Genomic DNA, 26,852 nt, shown 5'->3' with positions numbered 1-26,852 from the left:
CCCAGCGGCGCAGCGTCTCGGCCGTCATCCCCAACCGGGCCGACACCGCCTTGATCGCCGCCCACTCAGAGTCGTAATCGTCAACATGATCGATGACCAGCCGGACCGCCTTGGCACGGGTCTGCTCGTCGTACTTGCCCGGCAGGAATGCCACCTTCCCAACGAAGGAGGTGCGCATCAAACCCGGGGTGGTTCAGTCCGGGCGTCGGTCAGAATTGCGCGGCCTCCGGGATGATTCGGTCGCCGAGCAGCTCCAAGGGCGCGATTTCGTCCACATGCGGCACCTTGGTGTGTGCGTGCGTGATGCCGAGTCCGGCCAGCCGCTGCAACTCCTTGAGAATCGGCTCCACGTTCTCACCTCTCGAGCCGGGGTCGATCGGCAACACCACCGTCTTCTCGATGTCGTCGTAGTCGCGTGAGACGGCTTCGCAATGCTCTCGGAGCACATCCAGCTTGTGCTCGAGATCAGGCGTCGCAAAGAGGTTGCAGGCGTCGGCATACAGCGCGACGAGACGTAGTGTCCTCTTCTCCCCTCCACCGCCGATCATGACCGGGATCCGGCGTAGCGGAGGCGGTGAGTTGAGGGTTCGGCCCAGCTGATGGTGCTTCCCGTGGAACTCCACGCCGGGCTGTGCTGTGTCGTGGCCGAACATTAGACGACAGATTCGCAAGGCTTCTTCCAACCGCTCGAAACGCTCGGTCAAGGGCGGGAAGCTCAGACCCAGTCCTCGTGCCTCCTCCTCGTACCATCCGGCACCGATGCCCAGCCAGGCACGTCCACCACTGAGCACGTCCAGAGTGGTGACGCACTTGGCGAGCATCGCCGGCTCGCGATACGTCACAGCCGTGACCCACGTCAGCAGCTCCACTCGCGTCGTACACGCGGCGAGGAAGCCGAGCGTGGTGTAGGCCTCCAGCATCGGCGCCTCAGGAGCGCCGTTGGCCTCGATCTGCCAGAGGTGGTCGGCCACCGACAGACGCGCGAACCCCGCGTCCTCGGCGGCCGTCGCGACTCGCTGCAAGTCGGTTGCCAGGGTCTGTGCACCACCGGGCCAGTCGAAGTCTGAGACATGGAGGCCGATCTTCATCTGCGTGCCGATCTCTGCTGGTGGGTGACTTGAGGGCTATCGGTCATAGGTCTTCGAAGACCTTCGAGCCACCGATCGACAGGGCGACGACCACACCCGCGAAGGTGACCGCCGTCATGATCATCGCGACCGCAGCGACCAGTGGGTAGTTTCCGTTGGCGTACGTGTCGTAGAGGACCGTGCCCATCACCTGCGTCTGCGCGGAGCGGATCAGCAATGAGGCGGTGAACTCATGCGTCAGAAGCACGAACATGAGTGCCGCTGCCCCGCCGACGCTGGAGCGCAGGAGGGGCAACACAATGCGTAGGTTCGTCGTGACGACACCCGCACCGGCCACCCGGGATGCTTCGACGTAGGCGTCGCCCAGTGCGGTCATACCTGACATGTGCATCCGGGTGGTGAACGGCAGCATGATCGTGACGTAGGCGACGAGGAGCACCCACTTCGTGCCGTAGAGGAAGAACGGATCGCGGGTATACGTCAGGAGAAATCCGACTCCGAACACGACCGCGGGCACTCCCAACGGCAACGTGATGATCAGGTCCAGCACTGCCCGAGTGACCTTCAGCTGCTTGGCGCGCAGCAGTAGCGAGGACGCGATGAAGCCGATCGGCAAGCAGATGGCCACCGCGAGGAACGAGATCCAGATGCTCGTCCAGACGGCATCAACGAGAACGGGGGTAGCGAACAATTCCCGGAAGTTGTCGAGACTGAAGGCGCCAGGCGCGATCCTGCGACTCCAGAACGGCGAGAGGGAGACGACCGCAAGTGCGACGAGCGGCAGCACGGTCGAGAGCAGCAGGTAGGTGAGGATGAGACCGACCGCGAACTTCGACTTGCGCTGTATCGGCCGGAAACCTCGTCCCCCGTGGGTGACGAAGCGGCTGGTGTTGCCGAGCAGGTACTTCTGACCCAGGACGACGGCGACGCCGACGATGAGCAGCGGCGACGCGATGGCCGCGGCGGCCGCCGGGTCCTGCGGGGTGCGGTTGTACAGCGCGTAGTAGATCTCGGTGGTGAGTACGTTGACGTCGCTCTGCCGGCCCAGCAACAGGGGCGCGGTGAACTGGCCGAGGCCGATCAGCAGGGCGACAGCGCCGCCGTAGAGCAACGATGGGCGGATCATCGGCAGGATCACGCGGAAGAACACACCCAAGGCACCTGACCCGCTGACGTGGGCGGCCTCGATGAGTTCGGAGTTGATGTTCTGAAAGCCCGCACTGAGGAACAGATAGACGAACGCGGTCAGGGTAAGACCGGTGATGATGACGATCCACGGAAGCGTGTAGACGTCGATCGGTCCCGCTACCAGGTGGTCCCACCAGGGAAGTCGCCGCAGTAACGCGTTGAGGTATCCCGGCCGGGGTGACAGCAGGAACGTCCAGCCAAGCACGCCGGCGACGAACGGCAGGACGATCGGGAGGATGGGCAGGACGCGCATCCAGCGCAGGCGCGCTGGTAGGAGCGTGGCCGACCAGGCCAGCAGGGTGCCGGCCGCCATGGCGATGGCGAGCGATCCGACGGCCAGGCCGATGGTCGCCAGAATCGTTCCAGGCATGCGCTCGCGGCCGAACTCAGTGCTGTACGCCTGCGCACCGTTGCTGAGGGCCTCGGTCTGCAGCCGGTAGATCGGCATCAATACCAGGAACGCCAGCGGGATGACGAAGAGCAGCGCGAGCAGCCGTTGCCGCCCCAGCCTGCGGAGCGCGACTCGGGTGCGGGAGCCGGCGGAGACGGTGAGGGTGGCCACGGCGTCAGTCCTTGGTCGCGACGAGCGGCTGGACGGTGATGAGCCGGGATCCCTCGTTCTCCAGACCGTAGGCCCTGGCGAAGTCTGGACAGAAGCCCACCACGACGGGCTCACCACCACGCAGCGCGCGGGCCCAGTCATCGGTCGTGCGAGCCTCGATGCGGGCGTGCAGACGAAGGCCGCCGACCGCGACGTAGACGTCGAGATGGCGGCCGCCGAAGACAGAATCGATCACGGTGCCGGCAACCGTCGTCAGACCGGACAGGGACCCGCGATCCGGCGCGAGCCGCAGGTCCTCGGGCCGGATGCGCAGGACGAACTCGTCGTGCTGCGCGGAAGCGAGGACCAGCCCTTCCACCTCGACCCCGGACACCCGGGTCACGCCGTCGATGCGGGCAGCCGGCAGCCGGTTGGACAGACCGATGAAGTCAGCGACGTACTCCGTCGCCGGGCGTTCGAAAACGTCGAACGGAGTACCAATCTGCTCGAACCGGCCCGCCCTCATCACCGCGACCCGATCGGCCAGCGCGAGGGCTTCGCTCTGGTCGTGGGTGACGAACACGGCGGTGAACTTCAGCCGTGCGTGCAACTCATGCAGGTGGGCCCGTACGTCGTCACGCAGCTTCGCATCGAGGTTGCTCAGCGGCTCGTCGAAGAGGATCAGATCGGGACGCGAGACCAGGCTCCGGGCCAGTGACACTCGTTGCTGCTGGCCACCACTGAGCTGAGCTGGGTAGCGGTCGAGCAAGGTCGCGCAGTCGACCAGGGCAGCCGCCTCCTCGACCCGCTTCGCTGCTTCTGGCCCCTTCGTGCCTCGGGCCTGCAACGGATACCCGATGTTCTTGCGGACCGTCAGGTGCGGCCACAATGCGTACGACTGGAACACCATGCCGATGTTGCGCTTCTCCGGCGGCAGAGCGATCCGCCGGGACGAGTCGAACCACGTCGTTCCCCCCAGGGAGATCGCACCCGAGCCGGCGGTCTCCAGGCCGGCCAGACACCGCAGCGTCGTGGTCTTCCCGCAGCCGCTCGGCCCGAGCAGGACGATAAACTCACCCGCCTCGATGGCGAAGTCGAGATCGTCGATCGCCGTCGTCGGCGGCTTCCCCGCGAACTGCTTGTGCAGCCCCTTCACCAGAATGTGTGACATCGTGTCCTCGTTCCTTGACGGTGCGTGAGCTGGGCAGGCGCCTCGGCGGGTGCGCCTCAGCGGTACGCCGCATCCCAGCTGGCGCGGGCAGCTTCGAGCTTCTGAGTTGTCTCCTGCGCGGGATCCCACGGCGGCAACTTGTCGTTCGTGGTCAGCACACCTTCCGGCGGTGGCGAGACGACCGAGGCTCCGAGCGCCCAGATCTGAGCCTGGCCCTCGGGGCTGAGCACGTACTCGAGGTAGAGCTTGGCTGCGTTGGGGTTCTTGGCCTTGGCGTTGATGACGCCGTACCCGTGCAGGCCGAACGTCCCTGTCGGCGACATGGCGTAGGCGACGGGCGCGCCGTCAGCCTTGGCCTGCTCGAGCAGAGTCGGGACGACCCAGTTCGTGGCGTAGATCTCGCCCGATCCCAGGGCCTGGACGATGTCGGTGGTACTCGGGTAGATGCGCGGTTTCTGTGCCCCCAAAGTGTCGTAGAAGGTGGTGCCGAACGTCTTCTCGAGCCAGTTGTAGTAGACGGCGCCCGGAGCGCTCGCGAGTTCGAGCACTCCCACCTTGCCGCCGCCAAACTTCGGGTCGGCCAGGTCTGGGTAGTCCTTGATTCCGTCCGGGACCAGCTCGGTGTTCCAGGCGAAGGTGGTGACGGACCCGCCGACCTCGTACACCTTGTTCTTGGCATCGAAGTACTTGGCGGCGTCGTACGATCCCTTGCCACCGGCCTGTGGAGCGTCGGACGCGACCCAGGCACCCTTCGCGCCCTGCGCGATCAGCCAGCCGGGCGACGCGTTCTCGATGAAGTCGGCGGTCGGAGCGCCGGAACTCAGCTCCGTTTCGAGCCGCGGAATCATCTGGGCGTCCGGGAGCCGGACTGCCTCGACCTTGATGCCGGGGTACATCTTCTCGAAGCCCTCGGCGAGAGCGGCCACCGCGTCCGGGCTGGCGTTCTCGTAGACCGTGACCTTGCCCTCCTTCTTGGCGGCGGCGTACAGATCGGCCAGCGGACCGGTCACGTGGGCATCGGCGGCGGAGGCGTCGGTGGCCGAGCCGTCAGCAGAACAGCCGGCCAGCAAGGCGGCGGTCGCGCCGAGTGCGAGTAGCCCCGAATACGTTCTTCTCTTCGACATGCTCGCTCCTGAGAGTAGGGCTGGAGAAGCGCTGCCGAGCCTGGGACGAGGTCACCCGGTGCGCATTGGAAACACTGTGGTCTGCACCCTGAAACATCGCTGTGACCAAAGTCCGCAATCTGTGGCTGCGGTGGCGCTACTGCAGGAGCGTGGCGGGAACCGTCAGGATCTGCCTGCGGCCAAGCCGGCAGCCGCGGCCGCGGCCGTCATGCGCGCAACGCTCCGTTCGATGATGGCCGACGTTGCCACCGTCTGCGGACCCCAGAGGGTGAGAGCGCAGACGACATTCCTCGGGCCGGCCACGACCGGGACACTCAGCGACCTGAGGACGAGTCCGCCCCGGGCATCCAGGTTCGTGGGGTTGTAGATCAGCTCTTCCGCGCGCAGGGCTCTCTCGACCAACGCAGGCGTGATGGTCGCTTCACCGCTCCGGAAAACGTCGATGGTGCCGCCACGGCCTGACGGTGGTGCGGCGGAGAGGCTGAGCACATAGCCATCCGCCTCGGCCCGACGCAGCAACCATTCCGCGTGCGTACGGCGTTCCGCGCCGGCCATCCCCAGCCACCGGTCACGGATCACCTCGTCACCCGCGGCGGCGAACACCGATCCCATCGGCGGGGCGAACGGCCATCGTTGCCCGACTCTGGTCGGAAGGTCGGAGCTGCGCTCCTGCCCCGCGGACGCGGCGATCACCAGTTCATCTCCCACGAGGCACAGCGCGCTGACCTCTGTCGCGAGTTCGTCCGCGAGCTGCTCGATCGTCGGACGGATCAGGTCGACGAGCCGCATCTGACCCACGATGTCAGCCTCGGCCGCCCCCAGCGAGAGCGGGCTGAACGATCCGTACCCGCCGCGGAAGAACAGCAACGGATACCGGGAGTTCTGCGTCTCGAGGTGTTCGACCCGACCAATGACGATGTGATGGTCCCCCGCGTCGTGGATCACTTCGAGAGTGCAGTCGACGTACGCGACGGCACCACTGATCACCGGACTGCCACCGGGTGACCGCTCGAGGTCGATACCGTCGAATTTGCCCTGCCCGCGGCTCGCGACGCTACGGCAGATGTCCTCCTGGCCGGCACTCAGGACGTTGACACAGAACCTCTTGCCCGCATCGCGGAGCGCCTGCCACGACCTCGACTTCTGGTCCGGAAGGAACGCGACAAGGGGCGGGTCGAGCGACACCGAGGTGAACGAGCCGACCGTCATACCGAGCGGTTCTCCGGCGGGACTCGCCGCGGTCACGATCGCCACCCCTGTCGGGTACTGCCCGAGCACCTGCCGGAACTTCGCCGGATCGACCATCGTGACCATGTGTCCTCGCCTTCCCTGGCGCAGCGTTACCGCCGAGCCGTTCCGGACTTTCTTAGTTCGCCACGCGCCATGGCGTCCTTGTGGACCTCGTCCGGACCGTCGACGAACCGCAGCATCCGGGCAAGCGCGTAGCCGTAGGCGAGCGGGTAGTCCTGCGACAGCCCTCCGCCTCCGTGCGCCTGGATCGCCTTGTCGACGATCCACTGAACGGTCGTGGGTGAGGCGATCTTGATCGCCTGGATCTCGGTGTGAGCGGCTTTGTTGCCTCGAGTATCCATCAGCCACGCCGCCTTCAGTGTGAGCAGGCGCAGTTGCTCGATCCGGACGCGCGACTCCGCGATCCAATCCCGTACGACGCCCTGGTCGGCCAGCGGTTTGCCGAAGGCAACGCGCTCCTTGACCCTGGCACACAAGAGTTCGAGTGCCCGCTCGGCGACACCGATCGACCGCATGCAGTGATGGATGCGTCCCGGGCCGAGGCGGGCCTGCGCGATCGCGAAGCCTTCGCCCTCACCGCTGATGATGTGGTCCCCAGGAACCCGCACGTTGTCGAACCGGAGCTCAGCGTGGCCGCCGTGCTCGTGGTCGTCGTATCCGAGGACCTGCAGGTGCCTGACGACCTCGACACCGGGCGTGTCTCGCGGGACCAAGATCATGGATTGGCGGCGATGCCGGTCGGCGGCCGGGTCGGTCTTGCCCATCACGATGAAGATCTTGGCGTTCGGGTTCATGGCGCCGGTGATCCACCACTTGCGGCCGTTGATCACGTAGTCGTCACCGTCGCGTTCGATCCGCGTCGCCACGTTCGTCGCATCGGAGGACGCCACGTCCGGCTCGGTCATCGCGAACGACGAACGGATCTCCCCGGCCAGCAGTGGTTCGAGCCACTGCTTCTTCTGCCCACCGGTGCCGAACATCGCCAGCAACTCCATGTTGCCGGTGTCCGGAGCGGCGCAGTTCAGCGTGGCCGGCGCCAGGTGCGGGCTCCGGCCGGTGATCTCGGCCAGCGGCGCGTACTGCTGGTTCGTCAGGCCGGCACCTCGTTCGCCCGGGAGGAACAGATTCCACAGACCCTGCCGGCGCGCTTCCTGGCGCAGCTCGATCAGGATGGGCGCCGAGTCCCAGGCCCAGCGGTTCTCCAGCAGGCCGAGTTGCTCCTCGAAGGTGGACTCGTTCGGGTAGACGTAGGCGTCCATGAAATCGAGGAGCCGCTCGCGCAGCTCCGTCGTACGAGCGTCGTAGCCGAAGTCCATCAGTCCTCTTCCCTCACCGACGCCAGGCCGATCTCCAGCAGGGGCACGGTCAGTGCTCCAATCCGCTCGAATCCGGAGCCAGTGGTTCGATGCCGGTAATAGATGCCCTCGGCAACCCCGGCGAGCTTGTAGGCGGCCAGGCCGAGGTAGAAACCGAAGTGGGACGTACGGCGGCCTCCGCCCGCCAGGTACCGGGCTCGCAGCTCGTCCTCGGACAGGAAACCTGGTGCCGCGGCGGCGTCCGAGACCACCTCTCCCCCGCACAGCCGGCTGAGCCGCTGGTAGACGATCAGGACGGCGAGATCGGTGATCGGGTCGCCGATCGTCGCCATCTCCCAGTCGATGATCGCCGCCGGCCGGTCGGCCTGGTCGATGAGAACGTTGTCGAGACGGTAGTCCCCGTGAACGATGCCTGGTGCGGACTGAGCCGGAACGTTGGCGGCCAGCAGATCCCGGAGCTCGCCGGCCGGGGCCAGGTCCCGGCTCCGGGAGGCGTCGAGCTGGGCACTCCAGCGCCGAACCTGCCGGGCCAGGAATCCATCGGCACGACCGAAATCCTCCAGACCGACCGCAGACGGCTCGACCTCGTGCAGTGCGACCAACGCGTCGACCAGCCGTTGCGAGATGGCGCGGACCCGGTCCGGAGCCAGTGGCGCCAGCTCCGCCGCACTCCGGTACGGGACGCCTTCGACTTTCTCCATCAGGTAGAACGGCGCTCCGATGACGGTGGCGTCCGTACACAGCGCGTACGTCTCAGGAACGGGTACGCCGGTGCCCGCGAGCGCCTGCATGACGCGGTACTCGCGACTCATGTCGTGGGCCGTGGCCAGGACGTGTCCGAGCGGCGGACGGCGCAGTACCCAGGCGTGTTCGCCGTCGCCGATCTCGAACGTGAGGTTCGACCAGCCACCGGCGATCAGGCGGCCCGACAGCGGCCGTCCTGTGGTTCGGGGCATCGCGCTCGGGAACCACTGCGTCAGCCGCTCGAGGTTCAGGCCTGCCGAGGCTCTGTCCCCGGTCACGGCGCGGCCACCCTGAGAACGTCGATCACGCAGACCGGCTTCTCACCGCCGTCACGCTCGATCGTCACCCGGACACACACCTGGTGGCCGAGGGCAACAGGTTTGACGGCAACGAGCTGGACACCGCCGCGGACCCGGGAGCCGACCGGCACGACAGCCGGGAACCGCAACAGATCGGCACCGTAGTTGACCTCCATCGAGATGCCGTCGACCGCGTACACCTGATCCAGCATCACCGGGACGAGCGAGAGCGTCAGATAGCCATGGGCGATCGTGGTACCGAACGGGCCGCTAGCGGCCCGGGCAGGGTCCGTGTGGATCCACTGGTCGTCACCCGTCGCGGCGGCGAAGGCGTCGATCCGCTCCTGCGTCACGTCGTACCAATCGGAGTACCCCAGATGGGTGCCGACGGCATCTTCCAGCTCGGCGATCCCCACGAAGCGCCTCATCGAGGTCTCAATCGGTCGGCCCGCCGGCCAGGTAGAGAACCTGGCCGGAGACGAAACCCGCGGCCTCGCTGACCAGGTACGACACGGCATGGGCGACGTCCTCGGGCTGCCCGACGCGGCCGACAGGGATCTGCGCGGCCGCGCCGGCGACGAAGTCGTCGAACGGGATGCCGATCCGCTCCGCTGTGGCCGCCGTCATGTCGGTCTGGATGAAACCCGGCGCGACGGCGTTGACGGTGACGCCGAACTTCCCCAACTCGATCGCAAGAGTCTTGGTGATCCCCTGCAGGCCGGCCTTGGCCGCCGAGTAGTTGGCCTGACCACGATTGCCCAGTGCGGACGTGCTGGACAAGTTCACGATCCGCCCGAACCCCGCATCCCGCATGTACGGCTGCACGGCCCGGCTCATCAGGAACGTTCCGCGCAGATGGACGCCGAGGACCGCGTCCCAGTCCGCTGTGCTCATCTTGAACAACAGGTTGTCCCGGATGATCCCGGCGTTGTTGACCAGGATCGTGGGTTCCCCCAGCACGGCGTCGACGGCCTCGATGGCCTCAGCCACCGAGTTCTCGTCGCTCACGTCGACACCGATCGCCACCGCCTTCCCACCTCGGTCGGCGATGGCGTCCGTCGTGCCGGCGCACTGGGCCGGGTCGAGATCCAGCACGGCGACGAAGTGGCCTTCGGCCGCCAACCGGATCGCTGTGGCCGCGCCGATCCCACGGGCTCCGCCGGTAACGATCGCGATGCGCGCTTGGTTCATTGGTTCCTCCGTCTCAGCTCTTCAGGACATTCCGCGACGAGTCAGGACAGGCGTTCGATCACCATCGCCATGCCCATGCCGCCACCGACGCACATCGACTCGACCCCGAACTGCCGGTCGTGCCACTGCAGCGAGTTGATCAAGGTGCTGGTGATCCGGGCTCCGGTCATCCCGAACGGATGCCCGACGGCGATCGAGCCCCCGTTCACGTTGAGCTTGTCCAGCGGAATGCCTAGCTGCTGTGCGGAGCCGAGCGCCTGCACCGCGAACGCCTCGTTGATCTCGAACAGGTCGATGTCCTCGACTGACAGCCCGGCACCGCGCAGCGCCGCCGGGATCGCCTCGACCGGACCGAGGCCCATGATCTCCGGCGACAGTCCGGTGACCGCCGTGGAGATGATCCGGGCGAGCGGCGTGATGCCCAGATGCCTCGCCTTGGTGTCGCTCATCACCACCAGCGCGGCCGCACCATCGTTGAGCGGACACGCGTTGCCTGCGGTGACCGTGCCGTCGGGCCGGAACACCGGCTGCAGTTGGCTGACAGCCTCCAGAGTCACTCCCGGCCTCGGACAGTCGTCGGCGACGACCTCGGTCCCGTCCGGCAACACCACCGGACTGATGTCGCGCTCCCAGAACCCGTCCGCGATGGCCTTCTCGGCGAGGTTCTGGCTCCGGACGGCGAACTCGTCCTGCTCCGTCCGGCTCATGCCGAGCACCTGCTGGACGTTCTCCGCCGTCTGACCCATCGCGATGTAGACATCCGGGAGTTCGCCGTCGGCGCGCGGGTCGGTCCACGGTTCCGCGGTCTCCTCGCCGCGCTTCGCGGTTCGGGTGATGGCACAGGCGAAGAGGGGATTGGCCAGGTCCTGCCCTTCGATCTGGTCGCTGGTGCCCTTGCCGAAGCGGCTGACGGCTTCGACGCCGGCCGAGATGTAGGCATCCCCCTCGCCGGCCTTGATCGCGTGGAACGCCATCCTGGTGGTTTGCAGGGAGGACGAGCAATACCGCGTGACGGTGGTCCCCGGCAACTGGTCGTGGCCGAGCAGGACGGCGACGTTCCGGCCCAGGTTCTGTCCCTGCTCACCGCCGGGCAGTCCGCACCCGAGCATCAGGTCCGTGAGCTGCGCCGGATCCAGCTCGGGGACCTTGGCCAGTGCGGCCTGGACCATTTGCACGGCCAGGCCGTCCGCACGTAGATCCTTCAACGAGCCCTTGTACGCACGCCCGATCGGCGAACGCGCGGTCGACACGATCACTGCTTCTGGCACGCTCTCATCCCTTCCTTGGTGCGCGCGGAGACTCCGCGGGTCCGTGTACGGCGAAGCCGGCGAGTGCGCCGCGGAAGAACGTCAGGGGTCGCCGGTCGGGGATCGCCGCCAGATCGAGCACCCGCGCGACCACGAACCAGTGATCCCCGGCCTCGTGCACAGTGACGATCTCGCATTCGAGCCACCCGAGCGTGCCAGGCAGCGCGGGTGCGCCGCCGGCCCATCCCGCGGACCAGGAGATTCCAGCGAACTTGTCGCCACCGCTCACTGCGAAGCGTCGGGCCATCGCGATCTGGTCGTGCGCCAGGATGTTGACCCCGAACCGCCCGCCTGCCGCCACCTTCGGCCACGACGTCGACGTCTTGCTCGCACACAGGAAGACGAGTGGTGGATCGAGCGAGAGCGCGCCGAACGACTGGCAGGTGAAGCCGACCGGTCCATCGGTATGCATCGCCGTCACCACGGTCACTCCGGTGATGAAGTGGCCGAGGACCTCGCGATAGTGGTCACTCGATACAGCGATCCGTCGTTGCTCGTCGGGCAGATTCTGGGTTGTCATCGGCTCACTCCCCAGTCGACATGCGCGCGGACGCGGCGGCCGTCAGGACTGAGCCAGCCGTGGTCTCCGGCGTAGCCGAGCATTCGGGCGAAGCGGTCCTGCCACGCCTGACCAGGGTCACCGGACGCCGCCCGCAGCCAGGAGATGTCCAACCAGACATGCCCATCGGCCACGTCGCCGGCCGCGGCGGAACGCAACGTCGACGCGAGCCCTTCCCAGTCGGCAGAGCTCGCTTCGACACCGACCGACAGCGCATCCAGATCCTCGGCCGAACACAGTCGCGGCATTCCTGCGCCGATGTGCACCAACATCTCTGCTCGAACCTCCAGGAGTGGCTGTTCCGGCACGGCGCTTCGATGTCGAGGACCCTCGCGCCGGTGGTCCAGAGTCTGACTCCTGGCGGTAGGCGATGACTGTGACCTAGATCCGGGGCATCACGTTTCGCTGCAGCTTGTTCATCCCACCCAGCCAGCGATCGGGGTCTGCGGCTCGCTGACAGTAGTAGTCACCGATCTCCGGGTGAGGCAAGATCAGGAACCGGTCGTCCTGCAGCGCCTGCCAGGTCACCTCCGCCACGACCTCAGGCGTCACGGCATCGGTGGCGAGTACGTCTCGCATCGGCCCGCTGGCGGCGAGCATGTCGGTCCGTACACCCTGCGGGCAGATCGCCTGGACCACGATCCCCTGGTGCCGATACGTTGCCGAGAGCCACTCGGCGAAGGCGATCGCCGCGTGCTTGGTCGTGGAGTACGTCGCCGTACCCAGCGCTGTGAGAAGTCCAGCCGCTGAAGCGGTCACCACGAATCGCCCGCCGCCACGCTCCAGCCACTCGGGCAGCAGGAGCCGGGCTGCGCGGACATGCGCCATCGTGTTGACCTCCCAGCTTGCCGCCCAGTCGGCCTCAGTGGCGTCCAGGCCGAAGCCCCGGACGATCCCGGCGTTGGCGAACCAAGCCTCGATCTCTCCGAGCTGATCACGCGCTGCCGACACGAGGGATCTGACACCTGCCTCGGAGGCCGCATCGCCCGGCAGGGCGATCGCTCCGATCTCCGCGGCCGCCACCCGTGTCGCCGCTGGATCCAGGTCGTTGACCACGACGCGTGCACCCTCGGCGGCCAGCCGGGCCGCGAGCGCGTTGCCGATGCCTCGCGCTGCCCCGGTGACGACGACGCCCTTTCCGGTCAGTGTCATCCGTCCAGTCCTCCCAGAGTGACTCCGCCGTCGACGACGAGGAGGTGCCCGGTGATCCAGGCGGCGTCGTCCGACAGCAGGAAGGCAACGGCACTCCCGACGTCCTCCGGCTCGCCAAGGCGCTTCAGCGGGTACGGCGCAGCCGCCTCCTCCTCACGGCCGTCGTACAGAGCCGCCGAGAACCTCGTCTTCACCACGGCCGGAGCCACGGCGTTCACCCGGATGTCCGGGGCCAGCTCCAGGGCCAGCAACTCGGTCATCGCCACGAGCATGGCCTTGCTGGCGCCGTAGAAACCGACCCCCGGCGCGGGCCGAACGCCCGCGTGCGAGGAGATGTTGACGATGGCGCCGCCGTTGTCCCGCATCCAGGCCTGGTGTGCCTGCCGCGTCCACGCCAGCGGCGCGAGGCAGTTGACCTCCAGCACCTTGCGCGCTGCCTGCTCCTCCAGCCCGATCATCGGCCCGAATCGGGGATTGACGCCGGCGTTGTTCACCAGGAAGTCGAGGCTGCCGAAATGCTCGGCGGCGAGCCGGACCGTCTCCTCCTGGTGCCCGGGATCGTCGGCCTTGCCGGCCACCCCGATCACCACGCCGGGGCCGCCCAGACGCGCCGAGGCGTGGTCGAGTTCGTCCTTGTTGCGGGCGGTCAGCACCACCCGGGCTCCTTCCGCCACAAGTCGCTCCGCGATCGCCAAGCCGATGCCTCTACTGGCACCGGTGACGACGGCCGTCTTGCCCTGCAAGCCGTTGACCACCTGTATCCCGCCTTTCCCCGGACCTGTGTCACAGACACCCCCGACCCTCGTTCGCAACCATTGCCTTCGTCTATGACTCAGGTCCAGAGAGGGCAGCGATGACGACTGGTGCGTTTGTTGAAGCCTCGGACGGGGTTCGCCTGCACGTGACAGCTGAAGGCGACGGACCCCCTGTGCTGTTCCTGCACGAGTACGCCGGCGACCACCGCAGCTGGTCGGGGCAGGTCGCCGGGCTCAAGGACGAGTTCCGCTGCGTCACCTACTCGGCCCGGGGTTACCTGCCGTCCGACGTTCCGGCGGATCCGGCGGCGTACTCCTGGCAGCGGGCGGTCCAGGACGCGATCGACGTACTCGATGCCCTGGGCATCGAACAAGCACACGTGGTCGGGCTCTCGATGGGCGGGTACACGGCCCTGCAGCTGGGGCGCCTCCATCCCGACCGGCTTCGCTCGATCATGGCGGTCAGCGCCGGCTCCGGCTCGGAGCCCGCGAAACGGGCCGCCTACCTGGACGAAGCCCGGATCGTGGCGGACCAGCTCCGCACCCGCGGTACGGCGGAAGTCGGAGCCCAGATGGCGGTCGGGCCGAGCCGGATCCAGCTCAAGCACCGCGACGAAGCCGCCTGGCAGGAGTTCGTGAATCTGTTCACCGACCACTCTGCGGAAGGGCTGGCTCTCACGGTCCTCGGCATCCAGGGCGCTCGACCGTCCCTGTGGGACCTGATCGACGACTTCAGCCGTATCCCGGTTCCGCTCCTCGTCGTGAACGGCGACGAGGACGAGGCCTGCCTGTCCACGGGGTTGTTGCTCAAGCGCGCCGTTCCCACCTGCGGGCTCCTGATCCTCCCGAACAGCGGACACGTCCCGAACCTTGAAGACCCGGGCCGGTTCAACGACATCACCCGGCAGTTCGCCCGGTGCGTCGAGTCCGAAGCGTGGCCGGAGCGCGACCCGAGATCGAAGGGCACGTCGCAGTTCGGACTCGGTCATCCGGCCGGCGCGGACCGAGGACGGCCATGATGGGAGGAACATCCACCGTGGAAACGAAGGTCCGAACAATGGTCACCCACAACACTCGTCCGTCGGCAGCGGCGCTGGCGGCGTGGTCGAAGAGCTTCCTGGCCGGGCAGGATCCGGACATCCGCGACGCGCTTCTGGGCGACAGCCGGGTCGTGACGTATCCCGCCGGCGCCATTATCTGCACCGGCGGTGAGGACTACAAAGTCGCCCTCGTTCACAGCGGCCAGGTGCGCGCCAAGGTGACGTCCTGGGACGGACGCGAGGTGACTACGCGCTACATCACACCCGGCCACATCACCGCCGTACCGGCCATGCTCACCAACGGTGCACCGTCCTCGGTTGAGGCGGTCACCACGTGTGAGGTCTCGATCCTGAACCCGAACACGTTCCGGCGCCTCCTGCGCACCAGGGCGGATCTCTGCTACCAGGTCGCGGTCTATCTGGCGGAATCGACGTACGAGGCGGTGCTGAATCTGGAGGAGAACCTCTTCGGGTCGGTACAGCAGCGGGTGAGTCGGCACCTGCTGGAGATGGCGGTCCAGACGGTCAACGGGCTCGTGGTCCAGACCGATCAGACCGACCTGGCGAACGCGATCGGGTCGGTGCGCGAGGTGATCTCCCGGGCACTGAAGAAGCTCAGCGATGCCGGCGCGATCCGGCGGTACCGACGTGAGATCTGGATCGAGGACCCGAACCTGTTGCGGACCTTCGCCTCACCTCAGCCAGATCTGCCGGGCCCGAAGCCTCGTGACGCAGGAGAGGGCCGTTGAACACCTACCGCATCGATGCGGAGCTGGGTCCGATCGTGGCAGCGCTGCCACGCGTGGATCGCGCCGACGTTGCCGCGGCTCGCCGGATCATGGCCGACCGAACCGTCGCCTCCGGTCGGTACGACTCGCCCGACGAGGGCGTGACCACCGAGGACCGCGTCTTCGAGGCAGCCGACGGACAGAAGATCGCGCTGCGGGTCTACGTGCCCGACCACCGCTCGAACCGCGGCGCGATCTACCACGTCCACGGCGGCGGGTTCATCGTCGGCGACCTGGAGATGAGTCACCAGCTCAACGTCGAACTCGCCCGCGAGGTCGGATCGGTCGTTGTCTCCGTCGGCTACCGGCTGGCCCCGGAGTGGCCTTTCCCCACACCGGTCGAGGATGTGTACGGCGGCCTCGTCTGGATACATCAGCAGGCCGGCGAGTTGGGCATCGACCCGTCGCTCGTCGTTCTGCACGGGCAGAGTGCCGGCGCCGGCCTGGTCGCCGCGGCAGCACTGTTGGCTCGCGACCGCAACGGGCCGCCGATCCGCTTCCAGCTCCTCACCTCGCCGACCCTTGATGACCGGGTCGTCACCCCGAGCAGCAGGCTGTTCACGGACACACCCGCGCTGACCCGGCGTGACGTGGAGATCTGCTGGTCGGCGTACCTCGGTCCGATCGAGCGGGGAAGCACTGCCGTCTCGCCGTATGCCGCTCCGGGTCGTGCAACCGACCTGGCGAACCTTCCACGGACCTACGTCTCGGCCGCGGAGCTGGATCCGCTACGCGACGAGGCGATCGCCTTCGCGCAGGCGCTCCTGGCCGCCGGCGTATCGGTCGAACTGCATGTCTTCCCCGGCACCTTCCACGGGTCGCTCGCAGTGCGAGGTGCCGCGATCAGCCGACGCCAGTTGGCCGAGGAGATCGCCGTCCTCACGAGCGTGCTCGGACACACGAAGTCACCTGACAACGAGGGAGTCCGAGACGATGACTGACCCGAGCGTGCCCTTCCTGGACGGCGTCAGGGTCCTGGACATCACCGGGGCCCTGGCCGGCCCGTACTGCACCACGATCCTGTCCGACCTCGGTGCCGAGGTCATCAAGATCGAACCCATCGACGGTGATCCGATCCGACGCCGTCTGGTCGGGCCGCAGCGACGCCCCCTCCCCTTCGATCTCATCCACCGCAACAAGCGCAGCCTCGCGGTGGACATCAAGTCCGGCCGCGGCCGCGCGATCGTCAAGGCGCTGGCCACCCGGTCCGACGTACTGGTGGAGAACTTCCGGGTCGGCGCGATCGCGGGCCAGGGGTTGTCGTACGACGACCTCAAGACCGACTGCCCGAACCTCGTCTACTGCTCGATCTCCGGATTCGGGCAGTTCGGGCCGATGCGAGACGCGAAGGGTCTCGACCTGATCGCCCAGGCGTACGGCGGGCTGATGAGCGTCACCGGCAGCCCGACCGGCGAGATCGCGAAGGCCGGCTACACCATCGGCGATCTGGGCACGGGGATGTGGGGCGCGATCGGTGTACTGGCGGCGTTGCTGCGAGTCCGGGCCGGTCTCGGCGGCTCCTTCATCGACGTCTCGCTGGCGGACACGATCGCCGGTTGGTCGCTGTGGGAGGTGGCCGACTTCGTCGGGACCGGTCAGGTTCCGGGGCCGTTGGGTACGGCGCACCGGCTCGTGGCGCCGTACGAGTCCTTCGCCTGCGGTGACGGGGAGATGCTGGTGATCGGCGTGACCCAGCGGGCTTGGAAGGACCTGTGTGACGTTCTCGGGATCGACCTCTCGGGCAATTCGCGCTTCGACAGCGAGTACTCGCGCTTCCTGCATCGCAAGGAGCTCGCCGTACTGCTCCAAGAGCGGTTCTGTACTGCGGCGCGGGATGTCTGGATCGACCGACTCCGCTCCGTGGGCATTGCCTGCGGGCCGGTCAACACCATCGAGCAGATGCTGACTGACGCGCAGTTCGCCGTGCGCGACATGTTTCCCAGCGACGTGGAGCGGTTCGGGCACGCACGGATCGTGAACACACCGCTGATTGCGGACGGCGCGCCGCGGGCCCAGCGGCGGGCACCTGCCCTCGGTGAGGACACGGCTGAGCTTCTCGGCGAGCTCGGGCTCGATGATCAGGAGATTTCGGAGCTGCTCGACGATCACGTTGTCTGCGCTGGTGCGGAATGACCGAGCTACTTCACCTCGACCGGCGTGATCGGACGGCTTGGATAACGATCAACCGGCCAGCCAAGCGCAACGCGATGACTTGGGAGATGTGGAGCGCCCTCCTCGCCGGCATCAAGTCGATCGAGGAGGCTCCGGACGTCACGGCAGTCGTCCTCGAGGGAACCGGCGGGAGCTTCTCGGCCGGCGCTGACCTGGCCGAGGTGAAGCGTCCCGACCCACAGTACGTCGCGAGCTACCGAGCACTTGCGGAACAGGCTGTCCGGGCGCTGATGGAGTTGCGGACACCGAAGCTCGCGGTGATCGACGGTCCGTGCTTCGGCGCGGCCTGCAGTATGGCGCTCGCCTGCGACGTCCGCATCTGCTCGCCGAGGTCGCAGTTCGGGATTCCTGCGCTCAAGCACGGGCTCACCTACGAGCCAGTGTTCCTCCAGCGCCTGGCGCAGATTGTCGGTCCCGGCTCGGCCGGGCTGTTGATCTTCGGCGCCGAGCGCTGGGACGCGGACGAGGCCGCCGTACGAGGCCTGGTCGACAGGTGCACCGACGACGTCTCAGCGACGGTAGAGCAGATCCTCGCCGTGCTGAAAGGCGTACCGGCCGCCGACATCGCGATGACAGCAGCCGCGCTTCGAGCCGGCTGAACGCACAGGATTCGAGAGGCATTCCATGGATCTGGGTCTGCACGATGCGCGCGCGATCGTCACTGGGGGCTCGAGCGGTCTGGGTCTGGCGATTGCCCGCGGGCTCGTTGCCGAAGGGGCGAGGGTCGCGCTGGTCGCGCGTGACCAGCAGAAGCTCAACGCCGCGGCCGACGGCCTCCGTACTGCGTTCCCCGGCAGTGAAGTGCTCGTGGCCGCGGCAGACACGACCGACGACGCGTCGGTGCGCGCGATGGTCGACCAGGTCGTCGCCGCCTGGGGCGGTGTCGATGTGCTGGTCAATGCCGCCGCGCAGCCGTCCTTCCGCTCAGCTCCCCGTGCTCTCGGCGAGCTCACCGACGCCGAAGTGATGGCCGACTTCGACACCAAGGTCATGGGCTACCTGCGCTGCGCTCGCGCGGTCGCCGCCCAGATGACCACCCAGGGATGGGGCCGGATCGTCAACATCTCCGGCCTCAACGCCCGGCGCACCGGGTCGGTCGCCGGCACCATCCGCAACGTCTCCGTCGCCGCCCTGACCGCAAACCTCGCCGACGAACTCGGCCCACACGGTGTCGGCGTCACCGTCGTACATCCTGGTCTCGTCGAGACCGAGCGCACTCCTCAACTGGTCGCGGGCAGGATGGCAGCAACGGGACACACCGAGGAGCGGGTGCGTGCCGATCTCGGCGCGACGACGAGCCTGCGTCGCATCATCACCTCCGATGAGGTGGCAGATGCTGTCGTCTTCCTCTGCTCACGCAGAGCCGCCGGCATCACCGGCGACGCGGTGACGGTTGCCGGCGGCAACCGGGGCACGGTTCACTACTGACGGCTATGCCCAGGCGAACTTGCGGACGCCGTCGACGGTGACCAGTCGCCCGAACGCCAGCTCAGGGAAGTGCGCGGGCGCGAAGGCGTCTCCAGACGCTTCCAGCTCGTCGGCGATTCGTTGGCGGACGGCGTTCGCGGCCGACTTGTCGACATCGGCCACCCCCTCCCAGACGGGATCGGTGAGCTCGGCCACCGTATGTGCGACGTCGCCGAGCAGCAGCGCGCGCTCGCCGGCGTCAGCCACGACAAAGATCGTCGAGCCCGGCGTGTGACCGGGCGCGGGCCGCGCGTACAGGCCGGGCAGGAGCTCGGTCTCCGCGTCGAACGTCTCCAGCTGGCCCTCGATCGGAGCGATCACCTCCCGGACAAGCGAATCGAGGACGGGATCGACCGGCGCTCCGGTCATGAAGTGCGCCCAGTCGGCGGCATGCACCCGGTACGTCGCCCGCGGGAACGTCGCCTTGCCCTGTACCGTCGACCAGCCCACGTGATCGATGTGCAGATGGGTGAAGACGACGTCGGTCACGTCCTCCGGTTCGACACTGATGCGGTTGAGATTCACCATCAGGCCGCCGGTGACGAAGGCTTCGTGGATGGATCTGGGTCCGACCCCGAGGTCGACCAGGATCGTGCGGTCCTTGATCCGCACCAGGAACGATCCGATGTCCATCCGGATCCGGCCGCGGGCGTCGAGCGGTTGGTGTCCGCAATCCCACGGCGACCCCTGCTGACTAGCCACCGCGAGCTCGATCGGCAGACGGGCCACGCCGTCCAGGACCGGGACGACATGCACGCTGCCGATCTTCATCGGAATCTCCCTATTCATCCTCGGATGTGGCTGTCCTCGCCCGACCATTCTCTGCGGCGGAGCTCGAACTTCTGGATCTTCCCCGTGGAGGTCTTCGGCAGGACGGCGACGATCTCGATCTCACGTGGCGCCTTGTAGCGGGCGATGCGCGACTTGACGTGCGTCAGGAGCTCGGCCGGATCCGGAGCCTTCCCCTGCCGCGGGATGACGAAGGCTTTGGGACGCTCACCCCACCGGACATCCGGTACGCCGATCACGGCGACCTCCAGGACGTCGGGATGGGAGGCGATGGCCTGCTCGACCTCGATGGTCGAGATATTCTCGCCACCGGAGATGATCACGTCCTTGGCCCGGTCTCGGAGCTGGATGTAGCCGTCCGGGTGCATCACCCCGAGGTCACCGGAGTGGAACCAGCCGCCGGCGAACGCCTCGGCCGTTGCCTCCGAGTCCCGGTAGTAGCCCCGCATGACGTTGTTCCCACGCATCACGACCTCGCCGATGGTCTGTCCGTCCGCGGCTACATCGATGAGCCGGCCATCCGGCGACTCGGTCTCCACCACGCGGACGTGCTCGGCCTGCACCATCCCGACGCCCTGCCGGGACTGTTTGGCAGCCCGCTCCTCGGCCGGCAGGTCACCCCAGCCGTCCTGCCAGGCGCACACGGTGTAGGGGCCGTAGGTCTCGGTGAGACCGTAGACGTGCACGATGCCGAAGCCCATTGACTCCGCCTCGAACAGTGTCGTCGGGCTCGGCGGGGCTCCAGCGACAGTGATCACCACCGACTGCTCGAGCTCGTGCGCGCTCGGCGAGGTCAGGATCGTCGTCACGACCGTGGGTGCGCCATTCAGGTGCGTGACGCCGTGCCGGTCGATGAGGCTCCAGACCTTGTCACCGCGCACCTCGCGCAGGCAGACCTGGGTCCCGCCGGCCGCCACCAGTGCCCAGGTGGTGCACCAGCCGTTGCAGTGGAACATCGGCAGCGTCCAGAGATAGACACTGTCGGCACCGTGCCCGGAGTGAACGATCTCCCCGAACGAATTCAGGTACGCGCCACGATGCGTGTACACCACGCCCTTCGGCCGGCCAGTCGTTCCAGACGTGTAGTTGATCGAGATCGGAGCGCGCTCGTCGTCGACCGCCCAGACCAGCTCGCCGTGGTCGCGCTCCGCACCCGTGAGCAAGTCGTCGAACGCGACAGCGCCAGGGATCTCGACGGTCCGGCCAGCACTGACCGGATCGACCGCGACCACGATTGTCCGCACCGTCTCCAGAGCACCAGCGATCGGAGCGATCGTTCCGGCGTACTCGGAATCGACCACCAGCAAGGACGCACCGGAGTGGTCGAGGATGTAGCGAACCTCGTCCGGCGCGAGCCTGACGTTGATCGCGACCAGCACTCCCCCGGCCAGCGGTACGGCGAAGTGCGCCGCCAGCATCTCCGGCACGTTGGGCATGAGGTAGGCGACCCGATCTCCCGGCTGCACCCCTGCGGCGCGCAGTGCGCGGGCGCGCTCCTCGACCAGGTCGGCGAACCGACGGTAGGTCCAGGTGCCGTCGCCGTGGATCACCGCGACCTTGTCGGCATACACCGTCGCCGATCTCTCCAGGAACGACAGCGGCGTCAATTGCGTGATCCAGGTGTCCATGCGTGCTCCTAGCCCTCGGCAACCCTCAGAACGACCTTCCCCACCGGCGCCTGCTCCACCAAATCCTGCGCTTCGACCACCTGATCGAGAGCGAACGGGATGATCGGCAGGGCAGTGAGGGCATCGGCCGACAGCGCCTGGGACGTCCAATGGACCGCGTCGGCCAACTGCTCAGGAGTGAGCCCGTAGAGGAGTACGAATTCCACCGTGGTGTTCGCCCGCATGAACTCACCGACCGGCAGTGTCAACTCCCCCGTGGCGGCGTAGGTCGAGATGGTGGCTGGAGCGCCGAGGACAGCCGAGTCCAGGTCGAGATTCGTCCCGAGCGCAACCTCGACGATGCGGTCGACCGGACCGCAGAAGTCGAGGACCTGCTGTGCCACATCCTCATCGGTATAGCGGACGACCAGGTCCGCGCCCGCGGCCTCAGCCAGGGCCTGCTTCTCGTCCGAACTCACGGTGGCCACCACCCGCGCTCCGGCGTACTTGGCCAACTCGATCGCGTAGTGGCCGACCGCCCCGGCTCCACCCGCGACCAGGACGTTCTTTCCCTTCAATACCTCCGGGTTCCCACCCAGGCAGCGAGCGGCGGTCAGGGCAGGCACCCCCAGGCAGGCGCCCAAGTCGAAAGACGCGGAGTCAGGAAGGGGAATCACTCGGTCGGCAGGTACGACGGAGTACTCCGCCGCGGTCCCGAAACGGTTGCCGAACGCAGCGAGGTAGAGCCAGACTCGCCGACCCACGTCAACACCGGTCACCCCGTTGCCCACGGCATCCACTACACCCGCGCCATCCTGGTGCGGGATCTGGAAGCCGTCCGGGACGCGGTTCGCAAGCCCGGCACGGGTCTTCCAGTCGGTGGGATTGATCCCCGAGGCGACAATCCGCACCCGGATCTCACCAGGGCCTGGCTCAGGCAGCTCGAGCTCGACGACCTCGAGCACCTCGGCCGGCGGTCCGTTGCGGCGATAGAGCGCCGCCTTCACGACTCACGACCCTTCACGAGCTCGTGGTAGTGCCCGATCGCCGTCTCGAGATCGTAGCGAGGATGCCATCCGAACTCCGCCTCGAACCGACTGCCGTCGATGGCCATGTAGTACGGCGTACCCTCGCCGTACTTCATCGGGTCGAGTCCCGGTCCCACGTCGACCTGAGCACCCGGTATGGTCCTGCGGACGGCCGCCGCGAAGTCGCTCAACGACACCGGATCCCCGCCGGACACGTTGTAGACGAGGTGCCGCAATGGCTCCGGCGCCAGTGCGATCGTCGCGATCGCGTCAGCCACGTCGAGAACGTAGATCATGCCGTCCCGCTCGTCGCCGCCGTGCTCGACGGTGAAGGGCTGCCCGGTGGCAGGCAACTCGATCATCGAACTGTAGGTGTTGATCGTACCGGCGTGACGCTGCAGTCGGCCCGGACCGAAGACGGTGGCGAAGCGGAGGCTGGCCACTTCGAGTTCCGTGGTCCGCCCGTACCACTCGATCACCTTCTCGCCCGCCAGCTTCGTGATGCCGTACATGGTGGTGGGCTCGCGGCTGTAGTCCTCCGCGATCCCTGCGTACGTCGGATAGCCGTACTGGCCCGTGGCCGGTGCGTAGACACCCTTCGTGCTCGTGTACACGAGGCGTTTCACGCCGGCGTCGGCCGCCGCGGCACACAGGTTGGCGGCGCCGCTGATGTTGACCTCGATCGCTCCCTGCGGAACGCGCTCGCAATCAACGAAGGCCGCGAGATGGACGATGCCCTCCGGGCGGAGCTTGGCCACGGCACTGCTGACCTCGTCGGCGTTGCGCAGGTCGCCGACGAAGACCTCGACCCGGTCCGCGATGTCCTCGATCAGTGACGTGTCCGACCGGTTCTCGAAGGCGGACACCTCGTGCCCCTTCTCGAGCAGCGCGCGGAGCACCCAGGCGCCGTTGACTCCCAGTCCACCAGTCACCAGGAACCGCATGTTCTCTCCCTACCGCTCGTCGGCCAGGCGCCGCAACGACGGGAGCATCGGCGCGTACGCCGACATCCCGCCGTCGACGACGAGCACGTGTCCGTTGATGAACGCCGACTCCGGTGAGGCCAGGAAGAGTGCGGCGAGGGCGACATCGTCAGGTCTGCCGAGCCGGGGAGCCGACACATGGTCAAGCATGACCTGAGTCTGCTGCTCGTCGTACATCGCCTCCGTCGCCGGCGTGGTGATGTGCCCGGGGGCGATGACATTGCAACGGATCCCCTGCTTGCCGTACTCGGTCGCCAGGGTCTTCGAGAACCCGATGACACCTGCCTTCGCGGCGGCGTACGCAGGACGCGATCCCAGCGACAGCCAGCCCGCGAGCGACGACGAGTTGGTGATGGCGCCCGCACCGGCCGTGAGCATGTGCGGCAACGCGTGCTTGGACGTCAGGACACACCCGAGCAGATCCACGCTGAGCTGCGCGAGCCAGACCGACAGGTCGGCATCCGCGACAAACACGTCCTTTGGTACGGCGGACCGGTTCGAAGCGTAGTTCTGGAGCACGTCCACACCGCCGAAGGTATCCACAGTGAACTCGATGAGGCTCGCAACCTGGTCCTCGTCAGACACGTCGGCGGCGAACGGCACCGCGATGCCGCCGTCATCGCGGATCCGATCCGCGGTCGCCGCGGCACTGTCCTTGTCGATGTCAGCGACGACGACCCGCGCGCTCTCGCGAGCGAAGAGCTCCGCCGTCGCCGCTCCGATCCCGCCGGCCGCGCCCGTGACCAGCGCCGTCTTTCCCGTCAAACGACCCGCTGTCGACCCCATGTCCACTCTCTCTGATTGCGTAGCCTTCCCGGACTTGTGGCGCTCAGACGGTGACGCCGCCGGTGACCCTGTCAACGGCCGGTACGACGTCTGCGGCGAAACGCTCGATGCCCCGCACGGTCTCCTCGTGTCCCAGGTGCCCCGCCTGCCCCATCAGCAGCAGATGACCGAGGCCGCCCACTTCGTTGTAGAACCGCTCGATCTGCCCCGCGACCGTCTTCGCGCTGCCCGCGAAGAGGATTCCCTGGTCGATCAGGTCATCCACGGACATCGAGGTCAGGTCCGGAAGCGGCGACACTGCGGGCGCTCCCGGTCCTGACGGCTGCGGGCCGCGGAGAGCAGCCGCCCGCACGGAGTACGGCATGTAGCCCGGCGGGAAGGTGAACTGCTTGGCCACCTTGTTGCTCTGCAGGTACCACAGCAGTTTGCGAGCGCCGTCGAGGCCCTCCGAGTCGGTCCGTCCGGTGTAGGCGAGGGCGGCATACCCGAACATGTCGTCGCCGGCGGGCGGCTTGCCGATCTCCTCCAGACGGTCGCGATAGGCCTGGAAGAGCTTCCGGGTCCCTTTCGCGCCACCCAGGAACGTTGCGATCTTGTAGCCGTGAGCGGCGACCGGAGCCGCGCTGGCCGGCGTCCCGGTCGCGATCCAGATCGGCGGGCTCGGCTGCTGGTACGGACGCGGCCAGATGTTGACCTGGCGGTGGTGGAAGAACTCGCCCTCCCAGTTGAACGGTCCGTCATGGGTCCTCATGGCGCGCGTGATGAGTTCGACCGCCTCCCACATCCGCTCGGTCATCCGGAACGGTTTGGAGTTCGTCGCACCCACTTCGTACTGGACGCCGCGGACGAAGCCGACGTCGAGGCGGCCATGGCTGAGGAGATCGACCAGGGCCATCTCCTCGGCGATCCGGACCGGGTCGTTGCGGTTGGCCACCGGGTTACCGAGGATCAGGATCCGGGCGTTGGTGGTGACGCGCGCGAGTACTCCCGCGATCAGCGGTGCCGCCGAGTTCATGCACGTCGCGGTCGAGTGATGCTCATTCACCATCACGTTCAGACCGCACTCGTCCGCGACCTGCCACTCGCGGATGTAGCGGTCCCACAGACCGGCCGCCCGCTCCGGGTCGATGACGCCGTTCGGCAAGGTGACGCGCACCGAGTCGTAGGTCTCCGGATCCGGCAGATCCGGGTAGGCACACTCACTGAAATGCCAGTACTGCATCGGGACGCTCCTGTCCTGTTTCGGGTGCGGTCAGCCCGCGAAGGTGGTGATCGACCTGGCGACGTCCTCCGCACGCTCGACCTGTGGGCGATGGCCCGCTCCGTCGATCTCCTCGAACCGTGCGCCTGCGATCTTCGCTGCGAGGCCGCGACCGTGGTCGGGCGAGACGATGCCGTCGTGACTGCCCCAGATGAGCAGGGTCGGTACGTCGATGCGTTCGATCGCGCGGCCGAGTCTGGGGTCGTGCAGGTACGGCTCCCACCCGTACAGCACGAGCGCCTCATCGTTGCGCGCCATCTCGAGAACGTCGTCCTCGCGCGCACTCCCGAGGTCCCCCAGGCCGAAGGCCGTGTCGGCGTAGTAGAGCCTCTCGAGGCCGGCGTACGGCGTTGCGAAGATGTCGGCGAAATCCCGGTCGAGGGGCCCGCCGAGCTTGACGCCCACGGCATCGACCAGGACTAGGCGGGCCAGTTGCGCAGGACGGCGTACCGCGATCTCCAGGGCGATCCAGCCGCCGAACTGGAGGCCCACGAGGGTGACGTCCGACGCCTCCGAACGCTCGAGCCAGTCGACGTAGATGTCAGCGAGGTCGCCCACCGTCGTACACCAGTCCGGGCGGGCAGAACGGCCGAAGCCGGGGTGGCTCGGCACCACCACGGAGAACTCCTCCGCCAAGGACTCCACGAACGTGGCATTCTCCGCAGCCCGCTCGGCTCCAGGCAGCAAAAGGGCGACCCGATCACCGCTACCCGCGGCACGCGTATCGAGGTAGACACCGTTCCCGAAGTCCACACCACTGTCGGCATCCACGAGGTCGAGAGTCTGCACAGTGCCTCCAACCAGGCCATCAGGCCGTCCAGTGTCACGTCGGTTCCCTGCAGCTAAGGCCCTCTTGGCCCGGTGCGCAGTAAGCAGCAGTCTGGACCCCCGCAGGAACGAAGACTGTGACCTAGATCCGACGATCTGGCCCCTAACTTCCCTGATCGTGCCGAGGGCTCCCCACCCTCTGACGCACCTGAATCAACGCGAACCAGCGCACAGCCACAGCCACAGGAGTCAGTGCACATCGCGACCACATGAAAAACTGCAGGTCCGCTAACATCGCGAATCGTCAGCAATCATCGACTACCCTCAGCTGCAAATCTGTGGGGCTAGCATTGGTTCGATGGGCCGGTATCCGTCCCCGCTGTCCGCTGCCGGAGTGATTTACGACGGGTTGCCTGTCGACGTCAGGATGGAGGTCATCAAGGCGGATCGATCAGCACAGCCCAGATGCCCGCGCAC

Annotated in this window: 27 protein-coding genes and 1 pseudogene; 6 read left to right on the top strand and 22 right to left on the bottom strand. The window is 67.2% G+C overall.

Translation table 11 applies throughout. The features are described from left to right. The 15 genes and pseudogenes from E1218_RS09070 to E1218_RS09000 all read right to left on the bottom strand — a co-directional run. Positions 1-145, bottom strand: a pseudogene (locus tag E1218_RS09070) (IS3-like element ISMyma10 family transposase); the annotation flags it as partial. 64 nt (positions 146-209) lie between these two features. Then, complete coding sequence (locus E1218_RS09065) at positions 210-1,088, bottom strand: LLM class F420-dependent oxidoreductase (protein ID WP_132318216.1); 879 nt, start codon at positions 1,086-1,088, stop codon at positions 210-212. 43 nt (positions 1,089-1,131) lie between these two features. Beyond that, complete coding sequence (locus E1218_RS09060; protein ID WP_165949196.1) at positions 1,132-2,838, bottom strand: ABC transporter permease; 1,707 nt, start codon at positions 2,836-2,838, stop codon at positions 1,132-1,134. 4 nt (positions 2,839-2,842) lie between these two features. Then, positions 2,843-3,988, bottom strand: coding sequence for an ABC transporter ATP-binding protein (locus tag E1218_RS09055; RefSeq protein ID WP_132318212.1), 1,146 nt, complete (start codon positions 3,986-3,988; stop codon positions 2,843-2,845). Between the two features lie 56 nt (positions 3,989-4,044). Continuing rightward, positions 4,045-5,112, bottom strand: coding sequence for an ABC transporter substrate-binding protein (locus E1218_RS09050; RefSeq protein ID WP_132318210.1), 1,068 nt, complete (start codon positions 5,110-5,112; stop codon positions 4,045-4,047). A 162-nt stretch (positions 5,113-5,274) separates the two neighbouring features. Further along, positions 5,275-6,426: a flavin reductase family protein gene (locus tag E1218_RS09045; protein ID WP_132318208.1), complete on the bottom strand. Its 1,152-nt coding sequence runs from the start codon at positions 6,424-6,426 to the stop codon at positions 5,275-5,277. A 26-nt stretch (positions 6,427-6,452) separates the two neighbouring features. Continuing rightward, positions 6,453-7,679 (bottom strand): acyl-CoA dehydrogenase family protein, encoded by a 1,227-nt coding sequence (locus E1218_RS09040; RefSeq protein ID WP_132318206.1) that lies wholly within the window; start codon positions 7,677-7,679, stop codon positions 6,453-6,455. Further along, the gene (locus tag E1218_RS09035) at positions 7,679-8,701 is read right to left on the bottom strand and encodes a phosphotransferase family protein (RefSeq protein WP_233712109.1); all 1,023 of its coding nucleotides are present in this window, start codon (positions 8,699-8,701) and stop codon (positions 7,679-7,681) included. Before E1218_RS09035 ends, E1218_RS09040 begins: the two co-directional genes overlap by 1 nt. Further along, positions 8,698-9,150, bottom strand: a complete 453-nt coding sequence (locus E1218_RS09030; RefSeq protein ID WP_132318204.1) for a MaoC family dehydratase — start codon at positions 9,148-9,150, stop codon at positions 8,698-8,700. Before E1218_RS09030 ends, E1218_RS09035 begins: the two co-directional genes overlap by 4 nt. 7 nt (positions 9,151-9,157) lie before the next feature. Continuing rightward, a complete protein-coding gene (gene fabG / locus E1218_RS09025) occupies positions 9,158-9,913 on the bottom strand; it encodes a 3-oxoacyl-ACP reductase FabG (RefSeq protein WP_132318202.1) in 756 nt (251 codons plus the stop codon). A 41-nt stretch (positions 9,914-9,954) separates the two neighbouring features. Beyond that, complete coding sequence (locus tag E1218_RS09020) at positions 9,955-11,181, bottom strand: acetyl-CoA C-acetyltransferase (protein WP_132318200.1); 1,227 nt, start codon at positions 11,179-11,181, stop codon at positions 9,955-9,957. Positions 11,182-11,185: 4 nt separating this feature from the next. After that, positions 11,186-11,740, bottom strand: coding sequence for a flavin reductase family protein (locus E1218_RS09015; RefSeq protein ID WP_132318198.1), 555 nt, complete (start codon positions 11,738-11,740; stop codon positions 11,186-11,188). Next, complete coding sequence (locus E1218_RS09010; protein ID WP_132318196.1) at positions 11,737-12,051, bottom strand: hypothetical protein; 315 nt, start codon at positions 12,049-12,051, stop codon at positions 11,737-11,739. Before E1218_RS09010 ends, E1218_RS09015 begins: the two co-directional genes overlap by 4 nt. Before the next feature lie 109 nt (positions 12,052-12,160). Beyond that, positions 12,161-12,931, bottom strand: a complete 771-nt coding sequence (locus E1218_RS09005; RefSeq protein ID WP_132318194.1) for an SDR family oxidoreductase — start codon at positions 12,929-12,931, stop codon at positions 12,161-12,163. After that, on the bottom strand, positions 12,928-13,686 hold the full coding sequence (locus E1218_RS09000; RefSeq protein WP_132318192.1) for an SDR family oxidoreductase: 759 nt from the start codon (positions 13,684-13,686) through the stop codon (positions 12,928-12,930). Before E1218_RS09000 ends, E1218_RS09005 begins: the two co-directional genes overlap by 4 nt. Before the next feature lie 146 nt (positions 13,687-13,832). Between E1218_RS09000 and E1218_RS08995 the strand changes: the two genes are divergently transcribed. Genes E1218_RS08995 through E1218_RS08970 form a run of 6 tightly spaced genes read left to right on the top strand, consistent with a single transcriptional unit; the run spans position 13,833 to position 19,114 of the window. After that, positions 13,833-14,705, top strand: coding sequence for an alpha/beta fold hydrolase (locus E1218_RS08995; RefSeq protein WP_202865871.1), 873 nt, complete (start codon positions 13,833-13,835; stop codon positions 14,703-14,705). Between the two features lie 38 nt (positions 14,706-14,743). After that, complete coding sequence (locus tag E1218_RS08990) at positions 14,744-15,475, top strand: Crp/Fnr family transcriptional regulator (RefSeq protein ID WP_132318188.1); 732 nt, start codon at positions 14,744-14,746, stop codon at positions 15,473-15,475. After that, entirely contained in the window at positions 15,472-16,455 is a 984-nt protein-coding gene (locus tag E1218_RS08985) for an alpha/beta hydrolase (protein ID WP_202865869.1), read from the top strand. Before E1218_RS08990 ends, E1218_RS08985 begins: the two co-directional genes overlap by 4 nt. Further along, positions 16,448-17,647, top strand: coding sequence for a CaiB/BaiF CoA transferase family protein (locus E1218_RS08980; protein WP_132318186.1), 1,200 nt, complete (start codon positions 16,448-16,450; stop codon positions 17,645-17,647). The genes E1218_RS08985 and E1218_RS08980 overlap by 8 nt, the downstream gene beginning before the upstream one ends. Then, complete coding sequence (locus E1218_RS08975) at positions 17,644-18,285, top strand: enoyl-CoA hydratase/isomerase family protein (protein ID WP_132318184.1); 642 nt, start codon at positions 17,644-17,646, stop codon at positions 18,283-18,285. The genes E1218_RS08980 and E1218_RS08975 overlap by 4 nt, the downstream gene beginning before the upstream one ends. A gap of 25 nt (positions 18,286-18,310) precedes the next feature. After that, complete coding sequence (locus E1218_RS08970; RefSeq protein WP_132318182.1) at positions 18,311-19,114, top strand: SDR family NAD(P)-dependent oxidoreductase; 804 nt, start codon at positions 18,311-18,313, stop codon at positions 19,112-19,114. Between the two features lie 3 nt (positions 19,115-19,117). Here E1218_RS08970 and E1218_RS08965 read toward each other — a convergent pair whose 3' ends face one another. From E1218_RS08965 to E1218_RS08935, 7 genes are all read right to left on the bottom strand, one after another. Then, the gene (locus tag E1218_RS08965; protein ID WP_132318180.1) at positions 19,118-19,924 is read right to left on the bottom strand and encodes an MBL fold metallo-hydrolase; all 807 of its coding nucleotides are present in this window, start codon (positions 19,922-19,924) and stop codon (positions 19,118-19,120) included. Positions 19,925-19,938: 14 nt separating this feature from the next. Next, entirely contained in the window at positions 19,939-21,570 is a 1,632-nt protein-coding gene (locus tag E1218_RS08960; protein WP_132318178.1) for a long-chain-fatty-acid--CoA ligase, read from the bottom strand. A gap of 8 nt (positions 21,571-21,578) precedes the next feature. Further along, a complete protein-coding gene (locus tag E1218_RS08955) occupies positions 21,579-22,556 on the bottom strand; it encodes an NADPH:quinone reductase (protein WP_165949195.1) in 978 nt (325 codons plus the stop codon). Further along, the gene (locus E1218_RS08950) at positions 22,553-23,521 is read right to left on the bottom strand and encodes an NAD-dependent epimerase/dehydratase family protein (RefSeq protein ID WP_132318176.1); all 969 of its coding nucleotides are present in this window, start codon (positions 23,519-23,521) and stop codon (positions 22,553-22,555) included. The genes E1218_RS08955 and E1218_RS08950 overlap by 4 nt, the downstream gene beginning before the upstream one ends. A 9-nt stretch (positions 23,522-23,530) precedes the next feature. Then, positions 23,531-24,325, bottom strand: a complete 795-nt coding sequence (locus E1218_RS08945) for an SDR family NAD(P)-dependent oxidoreductase (RefSeq protein WP_202865864.1) — start codon at positions 24,323-24,325, stop codon at positions 23,531-23,533. 64 nt (positions 24,326-24,389) lie between these two features. Further along, a complete protein-coding gene (locus E1218_RS08940) occupies positions 24,390-25,568 on the bottom strand; it encodes an LLM class flavin-dependent oxidoreductase (protein WP_132318172.1) in 1,179 nt (392 codons plus the stop codon). 30 nt (positions 25,569-25,598) lie between these two features. After that, positions 25,599-26,396 (bottom strand): alpha/beta fold hydrolase, encoded by a 798-nt coding sequence (locus E1218_RS08935; RefSeq protein ID WP_202865863.1) that lies wholly within the window; start codon positions 26,394-26,396, stop codon positions 25,599-25,601. Positions 26,397-26,852 lie beyond the last annotated feature (456 nt).

Source organism: Kribbella turkmenica (genome assembly GCF_004348725.1).
GTDB lineage: Bacteria > Actinomycetota > Actinomycetes > Propionibacteriales > Kribbellaceae > Kribbella > Kribbella turkmenica.
The sequence above is the reverse complement of the archived record's forward strand: the minus strand, read 5'-3'. Positions and strand labels throughout refer to the sequence as shown.

Coding starts and splice junctions, on each gene's coding strand:
- E1218_RS09055 (WP_132318212.1), bottom strand. CDS start 3,988: ATGTCACACATTCTGGTGAAGGGGCTGCACAAGCAGTTCGCGGGGAAG.
- E1218_RS08940 (WP_132318172.1), bottom strand. CDS start 25,568: ATGCAGTACTGGCATTTCAGTGAGTGTGCCTACCCGGATCTGCCGGAT.
- E1218_RS09005 (WP_132318194.1), bottom strand. CDS start 12,931: ATGACACTGACCGGAAAGGGCGTCGTCGTCACCGGGGCAGCGCGAGGC.
- E1218_RS08965 (WP_132318180.1), bottom strand. CDS start 19,924: ATGAAGATCGGCAGCGTGCATGTCGTCCCGGTCCTGGACGGCGTGGCC.
- fabG (WP_132318202.1), bottom strand. CDS start 9,913: ATGAACCAAGCGCGCATCGCGATCGTTACCGGCGGAGCCCGTGGGATC.
- E1218_RS08975 (WP_132318184.1), top strand. CDS start 17,644: ATGACCGAGCTACTTCACCTCGACCGGCGTGATCGGACGGCTTGGATA.
- E1218_RS08960 (WP_132318178.1), bottom strand. CDS start 21,570: ATGGACACCTGGATCACGCAATTGACGCCGCTGTCGTTCCTGGAGAGA.
- E1218_RS09040 (WP_132318206.1), bottom strand. CDS start 7,679: ATGGACTTCGGCTACGACGCTCGTACGACGGAGCTGCGCGAGCGGCTC.
- E1218_RS08950 (WP_132318176.1), bottom strand. CDS start 23,521: ATGCGGTTCCTGGTGACTGGTGGACTGGGAGTCAACGGCGCCTGGGTG.
- E1218_RS08970 (WP_132318182.1), top strand. CDS start 18,311: ATGGATCTGGGTCTGCACGATGCGCGCGCGATCGTCACTGGGGGCTCG.
- E1218_RS09065 (WP_132318216.1), bottom strand. CDS start 1,088: ATGAAGATCGGCCTCCATGTCTCAGACTTCGACTGGCCCGGTGGTGCA.
- E1218_RS09045 (WP_132318208.1), bottom strand. CDS start 6,426: ATGGTCACGATGGTCGATCCGGCGAAGTTCCGGCAGGTGCTCGGGCAG.
- E1218_RS08990 (WP_132318188.1), top strand. CDS start 14,744: ATGGTCACCCACAACACTCGTCCGTCGGCAGCGGCGCTGGCGGCGTGG.
- E1218_RS09030 (WP_132318204.1), bottom strand. CDS start 9,150: ATGAGGCGCTTCGTGGGGATCGCCGAGCTGGAAGATGCCGTCGGCACC.
- E1218_RS09010 (WP_132318196.1), bottom strand. CDS start 12,051: ATGTTGGTGCACATCGGCGCAGGAATGCCGCGACTGTGTTCGGCCGAG.
- E1218_RS09050 (WP_132318210.1), bottom strand. CDS start 5,112: ATGTCGAAGAGAAGAACGTATTCGGGGCTACTCGCACTCGGCGCGACC.
- E1218_RS09015 (WP_132318198.1), bottom strand. CDS start 11,740: ATGACAACCCAGAATCTGCCCGACGAGCAACGACGGATCGCTGTATCG.
- E1218_RS08980 (WP_132318186.1), top strand. CDS start 16,448: ATGACTGACCCGAGCGTGCCCTTCCTGGACGGCGTCAGGGTCCTGGAC.